The organism is Bartonella tamiae Th239, from assembly GCF_000278275.1.
Classification (GTDB): domain Bacteria; phylum Pseudomonadota; class Alphaproteobacteria; order Rhizobiales; family Rhizobiaceae; genus Bartonella; species Bartonella tamiae.
Genome location: NZ_JH725147.1, coordinates 1,743,388 through 1,759,400 on the forward strand (window position 1 = coordinate 1,743,388; position 16,013 = coordinate 1,759,400).

A 16,013-nucleotide genomic window follows, 5' to 3' on the forward strand; every position below is an offset into this window, starting at 1 on the left:
TTGACACATTCGCTTTACTTAAATGATAGCCAAAAATTAATAGTCTTTAGCAAAAACAGGAAATGTTTGAGTCATAAAACGTAAAAGTTAGTGAAATTGATCTTTCTTTTGGCTTCCAACATCAAAGCGTTTTGTCCACTCTGCTATAATGCGCTCACGATTTTGCGCTGCCCAAGAAAAATCATTATCAATCATTTTTTCATGAACGTTCTTAGGAAAATTTTCTACAGGCTTTTCAAATGATGGAACACCCAAAACACCATAGCCAACACTATACATGTTCATTGCTTCATCGCTAATTGAGAAATCTAACAACTTTTTTGCAGCGTCAAGATTTTTCGTTCCTTTAACAATGCCAATTGCTTCAGCTTCCCAACCTATACCTTCTTGCGGAATGATAACTTCAATTGGTGCACCAGATGACTTTTCTTTTGCTCCACGAAAATCAAATGAAATACCAATGACAAATTCTCCACGCGCTGCATCTTTACATGGCTTTGAACCTGAATGCGAATATGATGAAATGTTTTTATGTAAAGCATCCATATAGGACCAAGCTTTTTCTTCACCAAACATTTGTATCCAGCCACTTACATCAAGAAATCCTGTCCCTGATGAAGCTGGATTGGGCATGACGATCATATCTTTATATTCAGGCTTTGCTAGATCAGCCCAGCTTTGCGGCATCGATACACCTACTTTTGCCAATTCAGCGGTATTGACACAAAGAGCGGCTGCATAAGCATCTAATCCCAACCAACTTGGAGGATTAGAAGCGTCACGAAATTTTGGTGTTAAACGCTCAACACCTTTAGCAGCATATGGTTCTAACATACCTTCATTTTTGAATAAAGCGAGAGAACTTGCTGAAACGCCCCAAATTACATCTGCCTTTGGATTATTTTTTTCAGCTAAAAGCTTGGCTGTAACAACACCTGTTGAATCTCTGACCCAATCAATCTTAATATCAGGATAAGCTGCTTCAAAAGTATCTTTATAACGTTTAAGATCTTCTGCTTCAAAAGCACTATAAACAGTTAAACGTGTTTCTGCTAATGCAGTGCTTGAAAAACAAATCGTCGATAACATTATGATCGAAATAATTTTGTACATACATTACTCCTACTTAAAATCATATTAAGCAGGCGTAATAATCATGTTATGTTACTGACATGTGACAAAATTAAAAAAGAATTTAATAAATAATCAATATCTAATTAATAAAGTCTCAACTAGAGATATTCTTACTGGAACCCATAAAACAAAAATATATTTGTCTTTTAATATATACTCTCAATCTTCCATCATTTATAGACTGCAACATTTCTTAAAATGAGCAATTATTTTATCATAAATGAATGTGACTGTAGTTTTAACATAAACACAACAAATCTAATTAAGCGCATTCTTTAAATAATTAGAAAACAAAACATATAGCCCCTTACTCTCACTAAATTTGATGCCGCATACAAAAGGCCATTTTTTATAAAAATTTGGCGTAGTACGAATTATTAAATTAAATTTTTTGTTTTTTATTCAAAACACTCAGGCCTATTTCTTAGATGATAATGATTAAAATACATATTAGAATATTATGATGCATATATGGTAAATTTAGGCAGATATAGCTCTTATTACTCATGAAAGTTTTGGATCATTTCCATTTTTCAATCAAAACATCTTTAAAGTCTATAGGTTCAAAACCACATTTTTGATAGAGTTGTAACGCACGAGGGTTATCCAATGTATTGGTTTGGATAATGATTTTTTCAGGATTTTCATCCCATAAAGATAAAATAATTTCTTGCAAAAAAAACTTTGACAATCTTCTTCCTTGATAATCAGGAACAAGACCAAAATACACTATTTCACCCCTTTCAGGCATTTGGCGTAAATTAATTTCGGCAAAACCTGCAGGACAGCCATCCACATAAAGTATGTGAATTTGTGTTAACGTCGATGATAACAGGTTTTTAAGTGTTTGATCATCCATACGATGACGCACGATCCAATGGTGTTGTTTACCGATAAGCTCATATAAATAACGATAAAAATGAACTGGAACATCAAAGGCTTTCATAATAGCCAACCGTTGATGAAGAGGTGGTGTTACTGAATTTTGAGGACGTTTATACATTTCTAAAAAAGTAACACGTGCTTGAAGATAATTTGAATTTTTTATCATATTATTTATGGCCTACTGCAACTGGTGAGTCTTTTTTTGTCCCCCACTCACTCCATGAACCATCATAAAGCCTAACATTGTCATTTCCAAGCGATTCGAGCGCAAGTATAAGCACGGCTGCTGTGATACCTGAACCGCAAGTTGTGACAATAGGTTTTGAAATATCAATGTCTGCATTTTCAAAAATCGTTTTCAACTCTTTTTTAGATTTTAACAAACCATTTTCAGACAATAACGCATAAGGCACATTATACGCATTCGGCATATGCCCAAGACGCAAACCTTGACGTGGCTCAACCTCATGACCAAAAAAACGTTGCGATGACCGCGCATCAATAATTTGAATATTTGTATTTGAAACAATTTTGATCATTTCTTCATAAAAAACAACTTTGTCCCTTTGAAAATCTGTTAAAAATGAAGCAGGTGCGACTTTTGTAATTTGATTGGTGACAGGCAAACCTGCATCTTTCCATCCTTTTAGTCCACCATCAAGAATAAAGACTTTTTTGGCACCCATAATGCGCATCATCCACCAAACGCGTGGTGCTGAAAAAAAACCATTGGTTTCATAAATAATGATTGTATCCTTTTGAGTAACACCCATGGCACTAACATAACGAGCGAAATCTTCTGGTTTTGGAAGGGTATGAGGAAGATTCGTTTTTTGATCAGAAACAAGTTCATGATCAAAAAAAACAGCACCTATAATATGTGTATTTGCATATTCTTCACGCGCATCTCTATGAGCGGCGGGTAAAAACCATGAACCATCAATAATTGAAATATCAGGACGTTCAATGTGATGCTTCAGCCACTCTTGTGTCACAAGAAATGGATTATAGTCGTGATGTTGATAGTCTTTGCTCATGAAAAAACCTTCTCAACGTTCATATTTCAATTCAAAAATATATCGTGATAATTGAATTCATCATTTTTAATTTATGTCAAAAATAATGAACTTCAAATTGTTTAATCCCCGTTTGCATAAGAAAAATTGACAATAATGAGAACGCTTTCGTGCATAATTGCGATATTGAGTGAAACACTATAAGACTGATCATATGAAACCATGCCGATAATAATTTTAATTTGATGAATAAAACACAATCTAAAAAGATAAAAATCATCGCTAATATTTTACGTATCACTTACTAAGCTCTCGCAAAATTTTTTATGAAAAAAGCGAGAGAAAAACATTCTCTCGCTTTTACTTTGATTATGATTGCGACTTCATCAACATTTGTAACTTATTTAAATTAAGCAGCTCTTTTTACAGATTTGCGCAAGCGAACTGGTTTTGAACGTTTTTTAGAAGGTTTAGTATTCATCCTACGATTGCCTTCTTCATGTGGGCGTCCTTTTTGATTGTTTCTATCTTCACCTTTTGCACGAAAAGGACGTTTGCGTTTATTCGGTTTAGAAGAACGACGGTTATTGCTAGATTTTTCCTTTGTCTCATCCGACTTATAAGGTTTATCCGGTAATTGACCAAATTGAGGAGGCACCTCTTCTCGAGGAAGTTTCATACGAATAACCCGTTCAACTCCTCTTAAACGCGCGCGTTCAATGGATTCATCATAAAGTGTAATGGCTTCACCATTCGCTCCATTTCGACCAGTCCGTCCAATACGATGAACATAACTTTCAGCTTCATCTGGCAATTCATAATTAATCACATGGCTTATGCCTGGCACATCAATACCACGAGCTGCAATATCTGTAGCCACAAGAACACGAACAGAGCCATCTCTAAAACTTTTTAGGGCACGTTGACGCGCATTTTGCGATTTATTACCATGAATGGCAGCGACTGAATAACCTGTTTTTTCTAAATGACGCGTCACCGCATCAGCCCCATGTTTTGTACGTGTAAAAACAATGACTGATGAAAAAGCTGGATTTGTCAAAAGCTTACACAAAACGTCTTTTTTCTCCCGATTATTCACAGGATGAAGCTTTTGTAAAATTTCGGCGGCAGTTGTACCTTGTGGTGCTACTTCAATACGGACAGGATCATTTAAAAGGCTGTCGGCAAGAGAAGAAATCTCTTTCGGCATTGTGGCTGAAAAAAGGGCCGTTTGCCGTTCTGCGTGAACAAGTTTTGCAATTTGGCGAACGTCTTTAATAAACCCCATATCAAGCATACGATCCGCTTCATCAAGAACCAAAAAACGTGTTTGAGAAAGATCAACACATTTTTCACGTACCAAATCCATCAAACGTCCAGGCGTTGCAATCAAGACATCAACACCTGGAGCCATACGTTTAATCTGAGACAAACGCGACACCCCGCCTAAAATAAGACAGGTTGCCAAATGAGCGCCTTTTGATGCCATACGCACTGTCTCTTCAATTTGTACAGCAAGTTCACGCGTTGGTGCCAAAATAAGTGTGCGCGCAGTTTTAGGTCGTCGTTTATCACCTAAAGCAACAACTTTTGCTAAAAGTGGCAGGCTAAAAGCCAATGTTTTACCAGAGCCCGTTTGGGCAATGCCCAAAATATCATGACCTTGCAACATCGCTGGAATCGCTTCTTGCTGAATAGGTTTTGCCGATGTTATTCCAGCCTGCTCAAGATTTTTTACAAGGATAGAAGGTAAAGTAAAGGTTTGAAAACCTTTTAAAGTTTGTTCTGTCAAAATATTATCTTTCAAAAGCCCAATGATCATAGAATCGTAAGGCGATATATCAGGCTTCCGCGCAATCAGAATCCTCAACACAATTTTTGGACGAAACGCTAAAAAGGCAAAACCTTGAAGCGACTTGCGCGGCCAATGAACATCCTTATAAAAAGAATATAACCGCTTGTTAAAGGCTATTATACACATTTTTTTAAGTATGCGTGACGCCACAAGTCTGCTTATTCAGAAAGCGGACAATACTCCGCCTTAGCGCCTATTATCAGCTTATCGTTTAAATACGGCAAAAAAGCAACAGCATTTTAAAATACATTAAATATTTATAATCTCTTATTTTGTCGTAACGATTTGTTCTGGTATGCTTACATCTTTAAAAGCAGGATAAATTTCGAGAAAAATGGGATTTTGTACCGTTTTTTGTCCACCATAGATAAGATGCCATTTTGTATTATCAAAAATTGCCAATGTTTGATAATGGGCTATTGTATCATTCGTTTCTACACGTGTGGGCACCAAAGCATAAAATGTTTTGTTCTGTGTCTCATGATAAGAAATATTATTATTGTCTAAATGATAAGCACCTGCAGGAAGATTGGCAAACTGGTTTTCCAGCTGTTCGACTAAATTATCGCGTAAAGCCATTTCTTTTGTATTTAATCGACGTGCCATTTCTTTAAAAAGTCGTGTCGGCATATTATTGGCAATAACGCTCATATTCTTATTTTCTGCAGCAATGTTAAGTTGCGTGATAAGACTATTTAATTCTGCTTTTTGCATTCTGTTGGGCTCAGCGCCTAATGAAACACTCATAAGCGAGATAAATAAAACACAAAGTGCAATTATAGAAGAAACAAATTTCACAATATTTACCTTTTAATTGATACTTTAAACATGTCTTAAATCACAAAATCTGCAAGAACTTTATCGTTCGTTATATCACGATAAGCCCAACCTGAATCATCGAATTTCTTTGCCAACACAGCAAAATTTTCATAATTTTTTGTTTCAATGGCAATCAGCACAGAACCAAAATTGCGGGCTGATTTTTTTAAATATTCAAACCGTGCCACATCATCATCGGGACCTAACTGATCAAGAAAGCGTCGAAGCGCGCCGGGGCGCTGAGGAAAACGAAATATAAAATATTTTTTTAATCCCTCATATCGTAATGCACGCTCTTTCACATCAGGCAAGCGTTCAAAATCAAAATTTCCTCCTGAAACAATCAAAACGATTTTTTTGCCTTTAATATCTTGAGGAGAGAGGCTTTTTAAAGCATCAATGGCTAGTCCACCTGCTGGTTCTAAAACAATGCCTTCAACATTAAGCATTTCAATCATTGTTGCGCATAAACGATTTTCTGGAATAACTGAAACGTCAAATGGCGAAAATGATTTCAAAATATCATAATTTATCGCTCCGATTTCTGCAACAGCTGCCCCGTCAACAAAATTATCAATATCATCCAGTTTGAGACGTTTTTTCTGCTCCAAACAAGCGCGAAGACTAGCCGCATTTTCCGGTTCACTAAAACGTAATTGTGTTTGCCAGCCCTTTTCTTGCAAAAAAAGCTTTGTTCCACTGGCAAGTCCACCACCGCCTACAGGTACTATAACCATGTCAGGAACAGTATTTTTATCCATTCCAGTTTGATCATCATTCAAAAGTTTTTGCCATTGTTCAGCAATTTCATGCATAACTGTGGCTTGACCTTTCACGATTTCATAATGATCAAAAGGAGGTGCCATGACACCTCCTACCTCTGCAACATAGGTTTGTGCTGCGGCATAACATTCATCAAATGTGTCACCAATCAGCTTTATTTCTATTGCATCACCGCCAAAAATACGTGTTTTATCTATTTTTTGTTGTGGCGTGGTCACTGGCATAAAAATGACCCCTTTGCACTTAAAATAATTACATACAAATGCAAGGCCCTGCGCATGGTTGCCTGCTGATGCGCAAACAAATACAGAATCTTGTGGCCGCTCATGCAACATTTTTGAAACAAAATTAAATGCGCCCCTTATCTTATAAGAACGAACAGGCGTAAGATCTTCACGTTTGAGATAAATTTCTGCACCATATTTTTTGCTTAAAAAATGATTGAGCTGCAGTGGTGTTTCAACAAAAAGTTCGCGTAAACTTTTCGCTGCAAGGGAAACATCATGTAAAAATTCACTCATAATGAACTATATTCCTTTTTATAAGGGTAATTGAAGTTCCTTGTAGCGCTCATGGTGTATTTTGTCAGCTAAAAACTCTTAATAACAAAAATTTATATCATTTTTCTAAAATTTCGACTTCACAGATAGAAAATCATTATTTATAAGAGCGACACAAGCGGTCGTGGCGGAATTGGTAGACGCAAGGGACTTAAAATCCCTCGATCCTAGATCGTGTGGGTTCGATTCCCACCGTCCGCACCAAGATACTTTATGATTTTCATTTGTCATTTTCTAAGATTGATAGGTTTTATAAAGCTTAGAACATACGTTTATATGTTCCATTGATAAAAATAATTTTATAGCTTTTGAGAAATTTTAATAATTTTTATTCAACCACATTTTCACAATATACTGAAACACTCTGCTTTACACATAAGTGAATACAAAAAACATGAGTGAATATACATCAAAAAATTAGGCTTCTTCAAATATAATTAATAAATATTAACAGAGACTTACAACACTTTTTTGACAAAAAAGTTATAACATAAAATTTTTGTCTTTGATGAATAATATAAGTTTTTTGTTTAGTATAAGTTTTAATTTTCCAACGATAACATTGGAACGAATAACCGCGCATTTCGTTTATGCCTTCATCAAGAATCAAGAAAATCAATACAAAATTGATGCATTGTTGGAGGCTTTAAAGTGTTATCGTCAGAAAAAAATTTCGCCCTACCTGAAACGTATCGAGAAATTTTAGAAGGAGCGCATAACCGCGCAAAATTAAAAAATTGGACGCCTTCGCCACATCGTTTCACTTGTCTTCCCGATTATATCATTGTGATACCTGCGCAAAATGAGGAAAAACGAATCATAAATTGTCTTGATTCATGCGCCCAAAGTATGAACACCGCTAGAGCCGCAGGACGGATATTACTTATTGTTAATAATACAAATGATTTGACCTCAACTCTTGCACGGAAATGGGCACAAAATAATCCATTTGCTTTAGACATTTTAGACATTACCCTTCCTAAAAAAATTGCTTCAGCAGGCTATGCACGTGCCTTGGGTTTTGATATTGCTCATACGCTTCTTAACCCGCGCGGCGTTATATTAACAACCGATGCGGACAGTCTTGTCGATAAAGGGTGGATTGGAGGTCATTTACATGCAGCCACTTTAGGTGCGGCACTTACGTGTGGCCATGTAATAGTTAACAATCATGAACGAGCATATTTGCCCGATTGGCTGCTTGAAAAAGCATATCTTGAGCAAGAATATCTAAATTTATCAAGAAAATTACAGGCAGATCTTGATCCTGATCCTTTCAATCCATGGCCTCACCACGGAGACGAATCAGGAGCCAATATGTCTATAGTTGCTTTTGCATTTGACCATATAGGTGGCGCACCACGCGTGACAGCAAGTGAGGATCGCGAACTTGTTAAATGCATTATTGATAAAGACATGCCCGTACACTATTGCAACAAATCACGTGTTACGACGTCCATGAGACTTCATGGAAGAGCACGAGGTGGTATGGCTGAAACAATGAAACACAGATTAAACACCAAGGACTATCTTTGTGATGAGCGCATTGAACGTGCTGATATGATTGCTTATCGTATAACAACACGCCAAGCATTACGCACTGCATATAAAAATGAAACAGAATGTTTAGACTTATTAAAAAAACTTGGATTAAACTCAGCACAACGCCGTCAAGCCATGCATTTTTATACTTTTGGCGCGATGTGGCATTATGTTGAAAAATATAGTCCTTATTTACGCCAACATCGATTGTGTTTCAGTGAGATGATTGCACAACTACCACGTTTGCGACAACTTTCAGAAACAACCGCTAGTTTATCGGATAAACCTCATTTGCATATGAATTTAAAGGATTCAAAATCCCGTCATAGTCTTCAACCAAGCCCATGGCATTATGCAATGGCTTAAATTTTCATCAATTTTCGGAACTCTATCTAAAAAAATACGTTTAATAATAAACGAAACAAATTAAATGAGAGGAACACTCAATGCGCATACTTAACTGTACAACACTTACACTTCTTATAATAGGCGGTATTAACTGGCTACTTGTTGGTCTGTTTCAATTTGATCTTGTTGCGGCATTATTTGGCGGACAAGCAGCAATTTTATCACGTATCATCTATGTTGTGGTGGGGCTATCCGCACTTTACCAAATTTCGACATTGATAAGTTTTGCATCTCACAGTGAACCGTTGCGCCATAACAAATATTAATCAAATACGAGCCCGTTTATAACGGGCTCTTTCAAAATTATAAGATTTCCATAAAGCGTAGCAAGAGAATAAAATGTCAAAACGCAAAATTGCGATTATTGCGCATTTAAAATATCCAATTTCTGAACCTTTTGCTGGTGGATTAGAAATGCACACGCATATGTTAGCCTCCAAATTGCAAAAAAAAGGTCATGATGTCACTCTTTTCGCTGCGGCAAATAGTGCAACAGACATTAAAACGTATCCAATATGTGATGCAACTGAATTGAGCAATATTGGCACGCAAGAAGCGCATAATGAGGTTTTTTTTAAAGAACATCATGCGTACATGAAACTGATGTGTACATTAAAACGAAATCAATTCGATATTGTACATAATAATTCTCTACATTATTTACCGATAGCAATGGCTGATATTTTGCCTATGCCGGTGGTTACTACTCTTCATACGCCTCCATTTTGTTGGCTTGAAAGTGGGTTTCGCTGTGCATCAGGTCAAAACAACACAGTTGTTGCGATATCTAACACCACTGCAAAAATGTGGGAAAATATACTTAGAGTCGATAGTGTAATTCCAAATGGAATAGATTTAGATAAGTTTGCCTTTTCTCCACATTGGGACCAATCACTCTTAAATAAGCAACAAGAAACTTACGTTATTTGGTATGGGCGCATTGTAAGAGAAAAAGGATTACACCACGCCATTGATGCTGCACGCCTTGCACAAGTTCATTTAAAAATAGCTGGCCCTATTTGGGACGAATATTATTATACAAAAGAAATAAAACCACGGTTAGGTTCTGACACAGAATATCTTGGTCATGTTTCTCATGAAAAGCTTGCCCAACTTATTGCAGGAGCACGTGCATCTATTTGCACCCCATGTTGGGAGGAACCTTTTGGTCTTGTTGTTGTAGAATCTCTCTCTGTAGGCGTTGCAGTGGCAGCATTTGCACGTGGAGCGATGAGTGAGCTTCTTGATGAAAAAAGTGGTGCACTTGCATCTCCAAATGATGCACGATCACTTGCTCAGGCCATAAAAAAAGCCATGAATTGCAACCGAGCAGATTGTCGACAACGCGCTGAAGAAATTGCCAATGCCGATAAAATGATTTCACACTATGAGCGTCTTTATGAGCATCTAATTGAAAAGAAAAAAGCCAAACTTTTATCCAATTCCATAAATAAATCCCAAAAAACAAGATTGGATCAGTTTATTCAACCTGCGCATTTAAGAGTAAAAGTGTGATGGTGCAAATTGGTATATATGTCCATCATCATGGCGAAGGACATCTCTCACGTGCCATGAAGATCGCACGATCTGCTCCTCATCACTTTACCTTACTCGGCACGGGTTTAAACGGCAAAACCGAGACATTAAAAACGATTGATTTACCAGATGATAAACAAACCAATCATGAAACAGTCATCTCCCATCCAGCACTGCATTATACTCCTTTATATCATGAAGGAATAAGAGAGAGAAATCACCTTATAACAAAATGGATGAAAGAGGTACAACCCGCATTGATGCTTATTGATATATCCGTTGAAATCGCAATGCTTTCATGTCTCAATGCAACGCCTTTTATCTATACGCGCTTGTCAGGAAACAGAACAGATGTCGCACATAATTTTATCTTTAAGGCGGCACAACGCGTTTTATGCCCTTTTCATCCATTATTAGAAAGCCCACAAACACCTAAATGGCTCCGTGAAAAATCAGATTATTTTTCAAGTTTAACATCTAAAATAAAATCTTATCCTTCAGATGATAAAAGAATTTTGCTCGTTTTAGGAAAAGGCGGACATAATATAAAATCCGATCTTTTGTTTTTAATGGCCCAAGAACTTTCTGATTGGACAATTGACGTTATTGGACCATTTCAAAATCAAATCACGCTTCCCAAAAACATCAATATACATGGTTGGGTCAATAATGTTCATTCTTTTATGGCAAGAGCTACAATTGTGGCTGGTGCATGTGGTGATGGTTTGCTTTCAGACGTCATGGCAATGAACAAACTTTTTATCGCTTTGCCTCAAAAAAGACCGTTTGATGAACAAGTCGAAAAAGCACGATTATTGCATAAAAATAGTTTTGCAGTTTCATACGAAAAATGGCCGTCATCTTGGCGAAAAGCGATCAAAAAAGCACAAAATTTACGCCATTCTTTTTCAGATTTACATGACAATAATGGAATTGAATCTGCTGCAAATTATCTTATTAGTATGGCACAACGGACTGCTAAAAAATATAAATCCCAGTTAGTTATAGATACACCTATAGAGTTATGAGCTTATGATGAAATGCAGCGTCTTAACTTTGAATAAAAATCGTGTTCAACATCTCATCAATCTTATCATTGGTTTAGAAAACAACAGTCAAAAACCTGATGAACTCATTATAATCGAAATGAGTGATCAGGACTATACTCTACCGCAAATGAGCTTTCCGATTTTGAAGATTCATTTATTATCACATGAGCGATTGCCATTAGCGGTTGCACGTAATCTAGCAGTTCAACATGCTTCTTACGATAATTTAATATTTTTGGATGTCGATTGCATTCCCGCACACAATTTTGTTAAAACTTTAACGCATATATCTCAACGCCAAAATGCAATCATTAGTCCTGAAATATTGTATCTTTCAAATCAACCACTGCCTTCTCCATGGACAGAAAAAGATCTTATGGAAAAAGGAAGTCCGCATGATGCACGGTTTTTTCCCAAAAAGGGTCTTAAACGGGAAGAAGATCCAGGCTTGTTTTGGTCACTGGCTTTTTTTGTGACACGTTTTAATTTTGATAAAATAGGGGGTTTTTATGAAGAATATGAAGGCTATGGTGGTGAAGATACAGATTTTGGTTTTCAAGCGAAAAAGTCTCATGTCGATCATTTTTTAACAGCTCAAACTCGTGCTTATCATCAATATCACGAAACTTTGAACCCACCTTACAATCATTTTAACGATATTATAAAAAACGCTACTTTATTTCATAAACGCTGGGGCGTTTGGCCTATGCATGGTTGGCTTGAATCTTTCAGAAAACAAGGGTTGATTAATTGGCATGAAGATCACATTGAAATTAAAAAAATGCCTTCTTAGATGTTCTTTCAAATAAATCTCTGCTCCTGCTGAAATCAAATAATTCTTTTTTTTAAAAAAACTTCACAAAAAATAAAGAAAAATTCTTAATTCTTTTAAATTTTATTGAAAACGCGCACGACCACGTATTATGCTAATGTTATCTTCTGCCTTAATGGCAAAACGATCACCATTCGGAAATGTTATAAAACAACCTTTAGAACATATATCTACTTTTTGATCTGTTTTTAACAAAACATCGCGACGGCTACTGCCTTCTGTTATAATCAATGTTTGAGTTTCTGTATCAGAATTTACAAGAGTTGCTGCATTTGTTTGAATTGTTGTGAACAACAATAATAGTGATGCAGAAATGATCAAATATTTTATCATTTATAAAATTCCTTCATCCAAAAATCGCTTTTGAATAGCAAAACGCAATGCATTTGTTGCTGACGTTGTTGCTGTAATATCCGGAAGATAAACCGATAAGGAAAAATTTAGACTATTACTATCAAAGGAAGAAAAATTTACCCATGGAGCTGGATTTTTCAACACACCTTCAACATTTGAAGCAATTTCCATCAATACGTCGACGACGTGTTGAGGATCAATCATCGCAGGAACAGTAAGAGGAATATCCACACGCCCGATTTTATTACGATGTGTCCAATTTCCAACATTATTGTTGATCAGGCTTGAATTGGGAACAATCATTGTTTCATGTTTAAATGTTTCAACTTCAGTAGCACGAACACTGATGCGTTTCACAATACCACTGACTGTACCCGTTTCAACATAATCACCAACTTTGAATGGTCGCTCTGCTAACAATATGAGACCTGAAACAAAATTTTGAACAATATTTTGTAAACCAAAACCAATACCGAGAGACAGTCCTCCTGCAATAAGCGCCACACTGCCTAAATTAAAACCAGCAGCAGACAAACCAATAACCGCAGATAAAGCAAGTCCGCAATAACCAATAATCGTTGAGATAGAATTTCTAAGACCCGAATCCACTTTTCCCCGCGCAAGAACTGAATTATCAAGCCAGCGCACAAAAAAACGTACCAAAAACCAACTGACCAAAAAGAAAACAATGCCCGTTAAAATAGCGATTAACGAGATAGAAACATTTCCAATCTGGAATCCTGTAAGAAAATGCTTAAACGCATTGTTAATATCATGCGATGTGAAACCAAATTGCATAACAATTGGTGGAATACATAAAGCGAGAACAATAAAGTAGAGAAATATAGCTGTAAAAAGACCTAATTGATCCATAGTTCCGTCTTTAACGTTAAAACGTTTAGCGATATTGCGCCCTATGATTGTTTGTGAAAAAGCCCCTTCAGATGCTATTGCACGCGCTGTTTGAAAACCAAGATACATAAGAACAAGAAAAGCGCCACTAATCACGATTTGCTGCACGATAAAACGTGCCAAGCCGATATACCCTAAAAAAGCAATCACTATGGGTATTAATCCAAATAAAATTAAAGGAATACGGATATAAAATGGCCAAGAAGTCATCAAGTCTTCATCTGTTTTGGGATGTCGTACTTTAATAAAAGAGATAGCAAAGATTATGATGCAAACAAGGAATACAGATACAAAACTTTTAACAATAACAAGATGAGTAGGCGCAGAAACTGCGTGATAAATGGCATCCATCACATAGTCTGCAGCCATAACAAACGCTAAAAGAGATAATAAAAATACGAGTAAAACAGCAGGGCGATGCGCGACATTAAGCAAACGAATATCAGGATTTTTTGATATAAGAATAACGTAAGACATACGCGCAATGAAAAAAACAAACACTATTTGATGAGAAATAGTGCGGAAAACATGCCGAAGTTCTGGCCAAAATAACTTAAAATAATTGGACATTCCAAATATTGAAAACACAAAAAATGCACAAATAAGAGTTGGAATGAGGGTTGATAGAAAAACAAGTGATAGACGTTTTAAGAAAGGAATATTATCCTCTTCTAAGATGATTGTTTGTCTAAGATTGCGCATCATTCTATGAGAAAAATACGTAATGAGAGTTGTTAATAAAAATGGAATCAAAATAGAAACAAAAAGCTCTATCATTTTGAAATTATAAATAAATTGCCACCAAGAAATTATTAAAGCATTAAAATCGTGCATTGCTTCCTTAGCAAAGATTTTAATCTGTTCACCCAGAGCAAAGGAAAAGTGGACACGATGGGTTAATGTTTGCGTAAAAAGCTGGCGCGAAAGCATCATAGAATTTTCAATAAGACGATTAGCCGTCAAATATGATGTATCTAATTGCGCCACCAAAACATTGATCTGATTTTTTTCCTGTCTTAGACGGCTACGTTCATCATCAACACTGACAGCATCAACATTGCCTTCATCTGGTTCACTTATTTGATCCAATCGCAGATTGATATCATTTAATGGCGCTCGAAATTTTAAAGCAGCTGTAATGATTTGATTTTTAATATCTTCTGCTTTGATACGAATGTCATTTAATAAAGAACTATCATAAGTGTCATTTTCAAGTTGGTTCTTTAAGTTTTCTAAATGCATTTGCGCATTATTTGCCAATTCTTGTTGTCTTTCTAAAAACTCGTCTTGTGAAATTATACCGTTATTATTTAATAATAACGCATCACTTTGTACTGTTTGCGCTTGTGCAAAAAAACCAACATTTTCAATTAAGGAAGAAGATATTAAAAAAACAACCGCCCCCAAAATAAGCATTATGGTAGTACAGACGTTTTTTTTAACCAACACCACTTTGACCTCACTTAAAAAGCAAATTATGCAGACGCATCATAATAAAAATTTTAACTGCATTTCAATTATCATCTTAATATATTGCCAATAACTAAAAAAACGGGGCATTAAATATTAAAAATAACAATTATAATTCTATTCATAAGAATAGTCTTATGTGAAGAATAAAAATCATTAAGAGTTCCATCAATGATCAAATAATCACTCTAAATCCACATAAATAATATAATTTTGACTTCTCATATGCTTTCCCTTGACGAGGATTGCTGATAAGGATGAAATCTAAAAGACACATTTTTTCATCTTGAGGTGCAAACCACCCTTATCTTTAAGGATGCGATGGATATATGTGAGCTTTAAATGAAACTATAAACATAATAAACGTGCGAATAGAAAGTATATGACATGCCCTTATCGCATCAACGCCTAAAAAATGAAAATATGGCCTTGCTGTCGAGTTATATATTACTAGGCGGTTTTTTATTGTGGCTTACATCAAGTTTTATTCCTCAGATCAATTTACTCTCGCATCGAGAAACGTATCGTGAAAAAACACTTCATCACAAATCATTTGAAGAAAAAAATGTAGACAAAATAGATCGTTTTGCACAGCAAGAAAACAGACAAAAAAAGCTGCATATTCTTTCGTTTGATAAACGTTCATTACACTCTCAACATAGCGTTGAACACATTTTTTTTAAATATACTTTCATAGCATTTCCTATTAATTATGATAGCATTTTGGCCTTTACTTTATTTAAAGTTATAAAAAAGTCACAACATGATATAAAAGCGGTTCAACGCGCGCCGCCATTAACGACTAATCCGCTTTTATAAATTCATAATACTCTGTCGCGCGTTTTAAATTTTGTTCAT

Annotated in this window: 14 protein-coding genes and 1 tRNA gene; 7 read left to right on the forward strand and 8 right to left on the reverse strand. The window is 35.8% G+C overall.

From position 1 onward, the window contains the following. Nucleotides 1–87 precede the first annotated feature (87 nt). The 6 genes from ME5_RS07895 to ilvA all read right to left on the reverse strand — a co-directional run bounded on the left by ME5_RS07895 (nucleotide 88) and on the right by ilvA (nucleotide 7,013). Complete coding sequence (locus ME5_RS07895) at nucleotides 88–1,113, reverse strand: putative 2-aminoethylphosphonate ABC transporter substrate-binding protein (RefSeq protein WP_008040020.1); 1,026 nt, start codon at nucleotides 1,111–1,113, stop codon at nucleotides 88–90. 541 nt (nucleotides 1,114–1,654) lie between these two features. Continuing rightward, a complete protein-coding gene (locus tag ME5_RS07900; RefSeq protein ID WP_008040022.1) occupies nucleotides 1,655–2,185 on the reverse strand; it encodes a GNAT family N-acetyltransferase in 531 nt (176 codons plus the stop codon). A gap of 1 nt (nucleotide 2,186) precedes the next feature. Beyond that, nucleotides 2,187–3,056, reverse strand: coding sequence for a 3-mercaptopyruvate sulfurtransferase (sseA, locus tag ME5_RS07905; protein WP_008040024.1), 870 nt, complete (start codon nucleotides 3,054–3,056; stop codon nucleotides 2,187–2,189). A gap of 388 nt (nucleotides 3,057–3,444) precedes the next feature. Next, complete coding sequence (locus ME5_RS07910; protein WP_035000373.1) at nucleotides 3,445–4,857, reverse strand: DEAD/DEAH box helicase; 1,413 nt, start codon at nucleotides 4,855–4,857, stop codon at nucleotides 3,445–3,447. 300 nt (nucleotides 4,858–5,157) lie between these two features. Continuing rightward, nucleotides 5,158–5,688: a hypothetical protein gene (locus tag ME5_RS07915; protein WP_008040026.1), complete on the reverse strand. Its 531-nt coding sequence runs from the start codon at nucleotides 5,686–5,688 to the stop codon at nucleotides 5,158–5,160. Between the two features lie 35 nt (nucleotides 5,689–5,723). Then, nucleotides 5,724–7,013 carry a threonine ammonia-lyase IlvA gene (ilvA, locus tag ME5_RS07920; protein ID WP_008040027.1) on the reverse strand — a complete coding sequence of 430 codons (1,290 nt, stop codon included), beginning with the start codon at nucleotides 7,011–7,013 and terminating at the stop codon, nucleotides 5,724–5,726. Between the two features lie 157 nt (nucleotides 7,014–7,170). Here ilvA and ME5_RS07925 point away from each other — a divergent pair. The 6 genes from ME5_RS07925 to ME5_RS07950 all read left to right on the forward strand — a co-directional run bounded on the left by ME5_RS07925 (nucleotide 7,171) and on the right by ME5_RS07950 (nucleotide 12,380). Beyond that, nucleotides 7,171–7,256, forward strand: a tRNA-Leu gene (locus ME5_RS07925). A 447-nt stretch (nucleotides 7,257–7,703) separates the two neighbouring features. Further along, entirely contained in the window at nucleotides 7,704–8,960 is a 1,257-nt protein-coding gene (locus tag ME5_RS07930) for a glycosyltransferase family 2 protein (protein ID WP_008040028.1), read from the forward strand. An 80-nt stretch (nucleotides 8,961–9,040) separates the two neighbouring features. Further along, complete coding sequence (locus ME5_RS07935) at nucleotides 9,041–9,268, forward strand: DUF378 domain-containing protein (RefSeq protein WP_008040032.1); 228 nt, start codon at nucleotides 9,041–9,043, stop codon at nucleotides 9,266–9,268. 73 nt (nucleotides 9,269–9,341) lie between these two features. Next, on the forward strand, nucleotides 9,342–10,517 hold the full coding sequence (locus ME5_RS07940) for a glycosyltransferase family 4 protein (RefSeq protein ID WP_008040038.1): 1,176 nt from the start codon (nucleotides 9,342–9,344) through the stop codon (nucleotides 10,515–10,517). After that, on the forward strand, nucleotides 10,517–11,566 hold the full coding sequence (locus ME5_RS07945; protein WP_008040043.1) for a hypothetical protein: 1,050 nt from the start codon (nucleotides 10,517–10,519) through the stop codon (nucleotides 11,564–11,566). Before ME5_RS07940 ends, ME5_RS07945 begins: the two co-directional genes overlap by 1 nt. Before the next feature lie 4 nt (nucleotides 11,567–11,570). After that, nucleotides 11,571–12,380 carry a glycosyltransferase family 2 protein gene (locus tag ME5_RS07950; protein WP_008040044.1) on the forward strand — a complete coding sequence of 270 codons (810 nt, stop codon included), beginning with the start codon at nucleotides 11,571–11,573 and terminating at the stop codon, nucleotides 12,378–12,380. A gap of 102 nt (nucleotides 12,381–12,482) precedes the next feature. Here the strand turns inward: ME5_RS07950 and ME5_RS07955 are convergent, their stop codons facing one another. Beyond that, nucleotides 12,483–12,752 carry a hypothetical protein gene (locus ME5_RS07955; protein ID WP_008040047.1) on the reverse strand — a complete coding sequence of 90 codons (270 nt, stop codon included), beginning with the start codon at nucleotides 12,750–12,752 and terminating at the stop codon, nucleotides 12,483–12,485. Further along, nucleotides 12,753–15,134, reverse strand: coding sequence for a mechanosensitive ion channel family protein (locus ME5_RS07960; RefSeq protein ID WP_245256512.1), 2,382 nt, complete (start codon nucleotides 15,132–15,134; stop codon nucleotides 12,753–12,755). It abuts the gene before it with no gap. Nucleotides 15,135–15,542: 408 nt separating this feature from the next. On the opposite strand from ME5_RS07960, the gene ME5_RS07965 reads away from it, so the two are divergent. Beyond that, nucleotides 15,543–15,974 carry a hypothetical protein gene (locus tag ME5_RS07965; protein WP_008040051.1) on the forward strand — a complete coding sequence of 144 codons (432 nt, stop codon included), beginning with the start codon at nucleotides 15,543–15,545 and terminating at the stop codon, nucleotides 15,972–15,974. Nucleotides 15,975–16,013 lie beyond the last annotated feature (39 nt).

Excerpts from the sequence above, each read along its gene's own strand:
- ME5_RS07895 (WP_008040020.1), bottom strand. The coding sequence starts at position 1,113 with ATGTACAAAATTATTTCGATCATAATGTTATCGACGATTTGTTTTTCA.
- ME5_RS07900 (WP_008040022.1), bottom strand. The coding sequence starts at position 2,185 with ATGATAAAAAATTCAAATTATCTTCAAGCACGTGTTACTTTTTTAGAA.
- sseA (WP_008040024.1), bottom strand. The coding sequence starts at position 3,056 with ATGAGCAAAGACTATCAACATCACGACTATAATCCATTTCTTGTGACA.
- ME5_RS07910 (WP_035000373.1), bottom strand. The coding sequence starts at position 4,857 with ATGATCATTGGGCTTTTGAAAGATAATATTTTGACAGAACAAACTTTA.
- ilvA (WP_008040027.1), bottom strand. The coding sequence starts at position 7,013 with ATGAGTGAATTTTTACATGATGTTTCCCTTGCAGCGAAAAGTTTACGC.
- ME5_RS07935 (WP_008040032.1), top strand. The coding sequence starts at position 9,041 with ATGCGCATACTTAACTGTACAACACTTACACTTCTTATAATAGGCGGT.
- ME5_RS07940 (WP_008040038.1), top strand. The coding sequence starts at position 9,342 with ATGTCAAAACGCAAAATTGCGATTATTGCGCATTTAAAATATCCAATT.
- ME5_RS07945 (WP_008040043.1), top strand. The coding sequence starts at position 10,517 with ATGGTGCAAATTGGTATATATGTCCATCATCATGGCGAAGGACATCTC.
- ME5_RS07950 (WP_008040044.1), top strand. The coding sequence starts at position 11,571 with ATGATGAAATGCAGCGTCTTAACTTTGAATAAAAATCGTGTTCAACAT.
- ME5_RS07955 (WP_008040047.1), bottom strand. The coding sequence starts at position 12,752 with ATGATAAAATATTTGATCATTTCTGCATCACTATTATTGTTGTTCACA.
- ME5_RS07965 (WP_008040051.1), top strand. The coding sequence starts at position 15,543 with ATGCCCTTATCGCATCAACGCCTAAAAAATGAAAATATGGCCTTGCTG.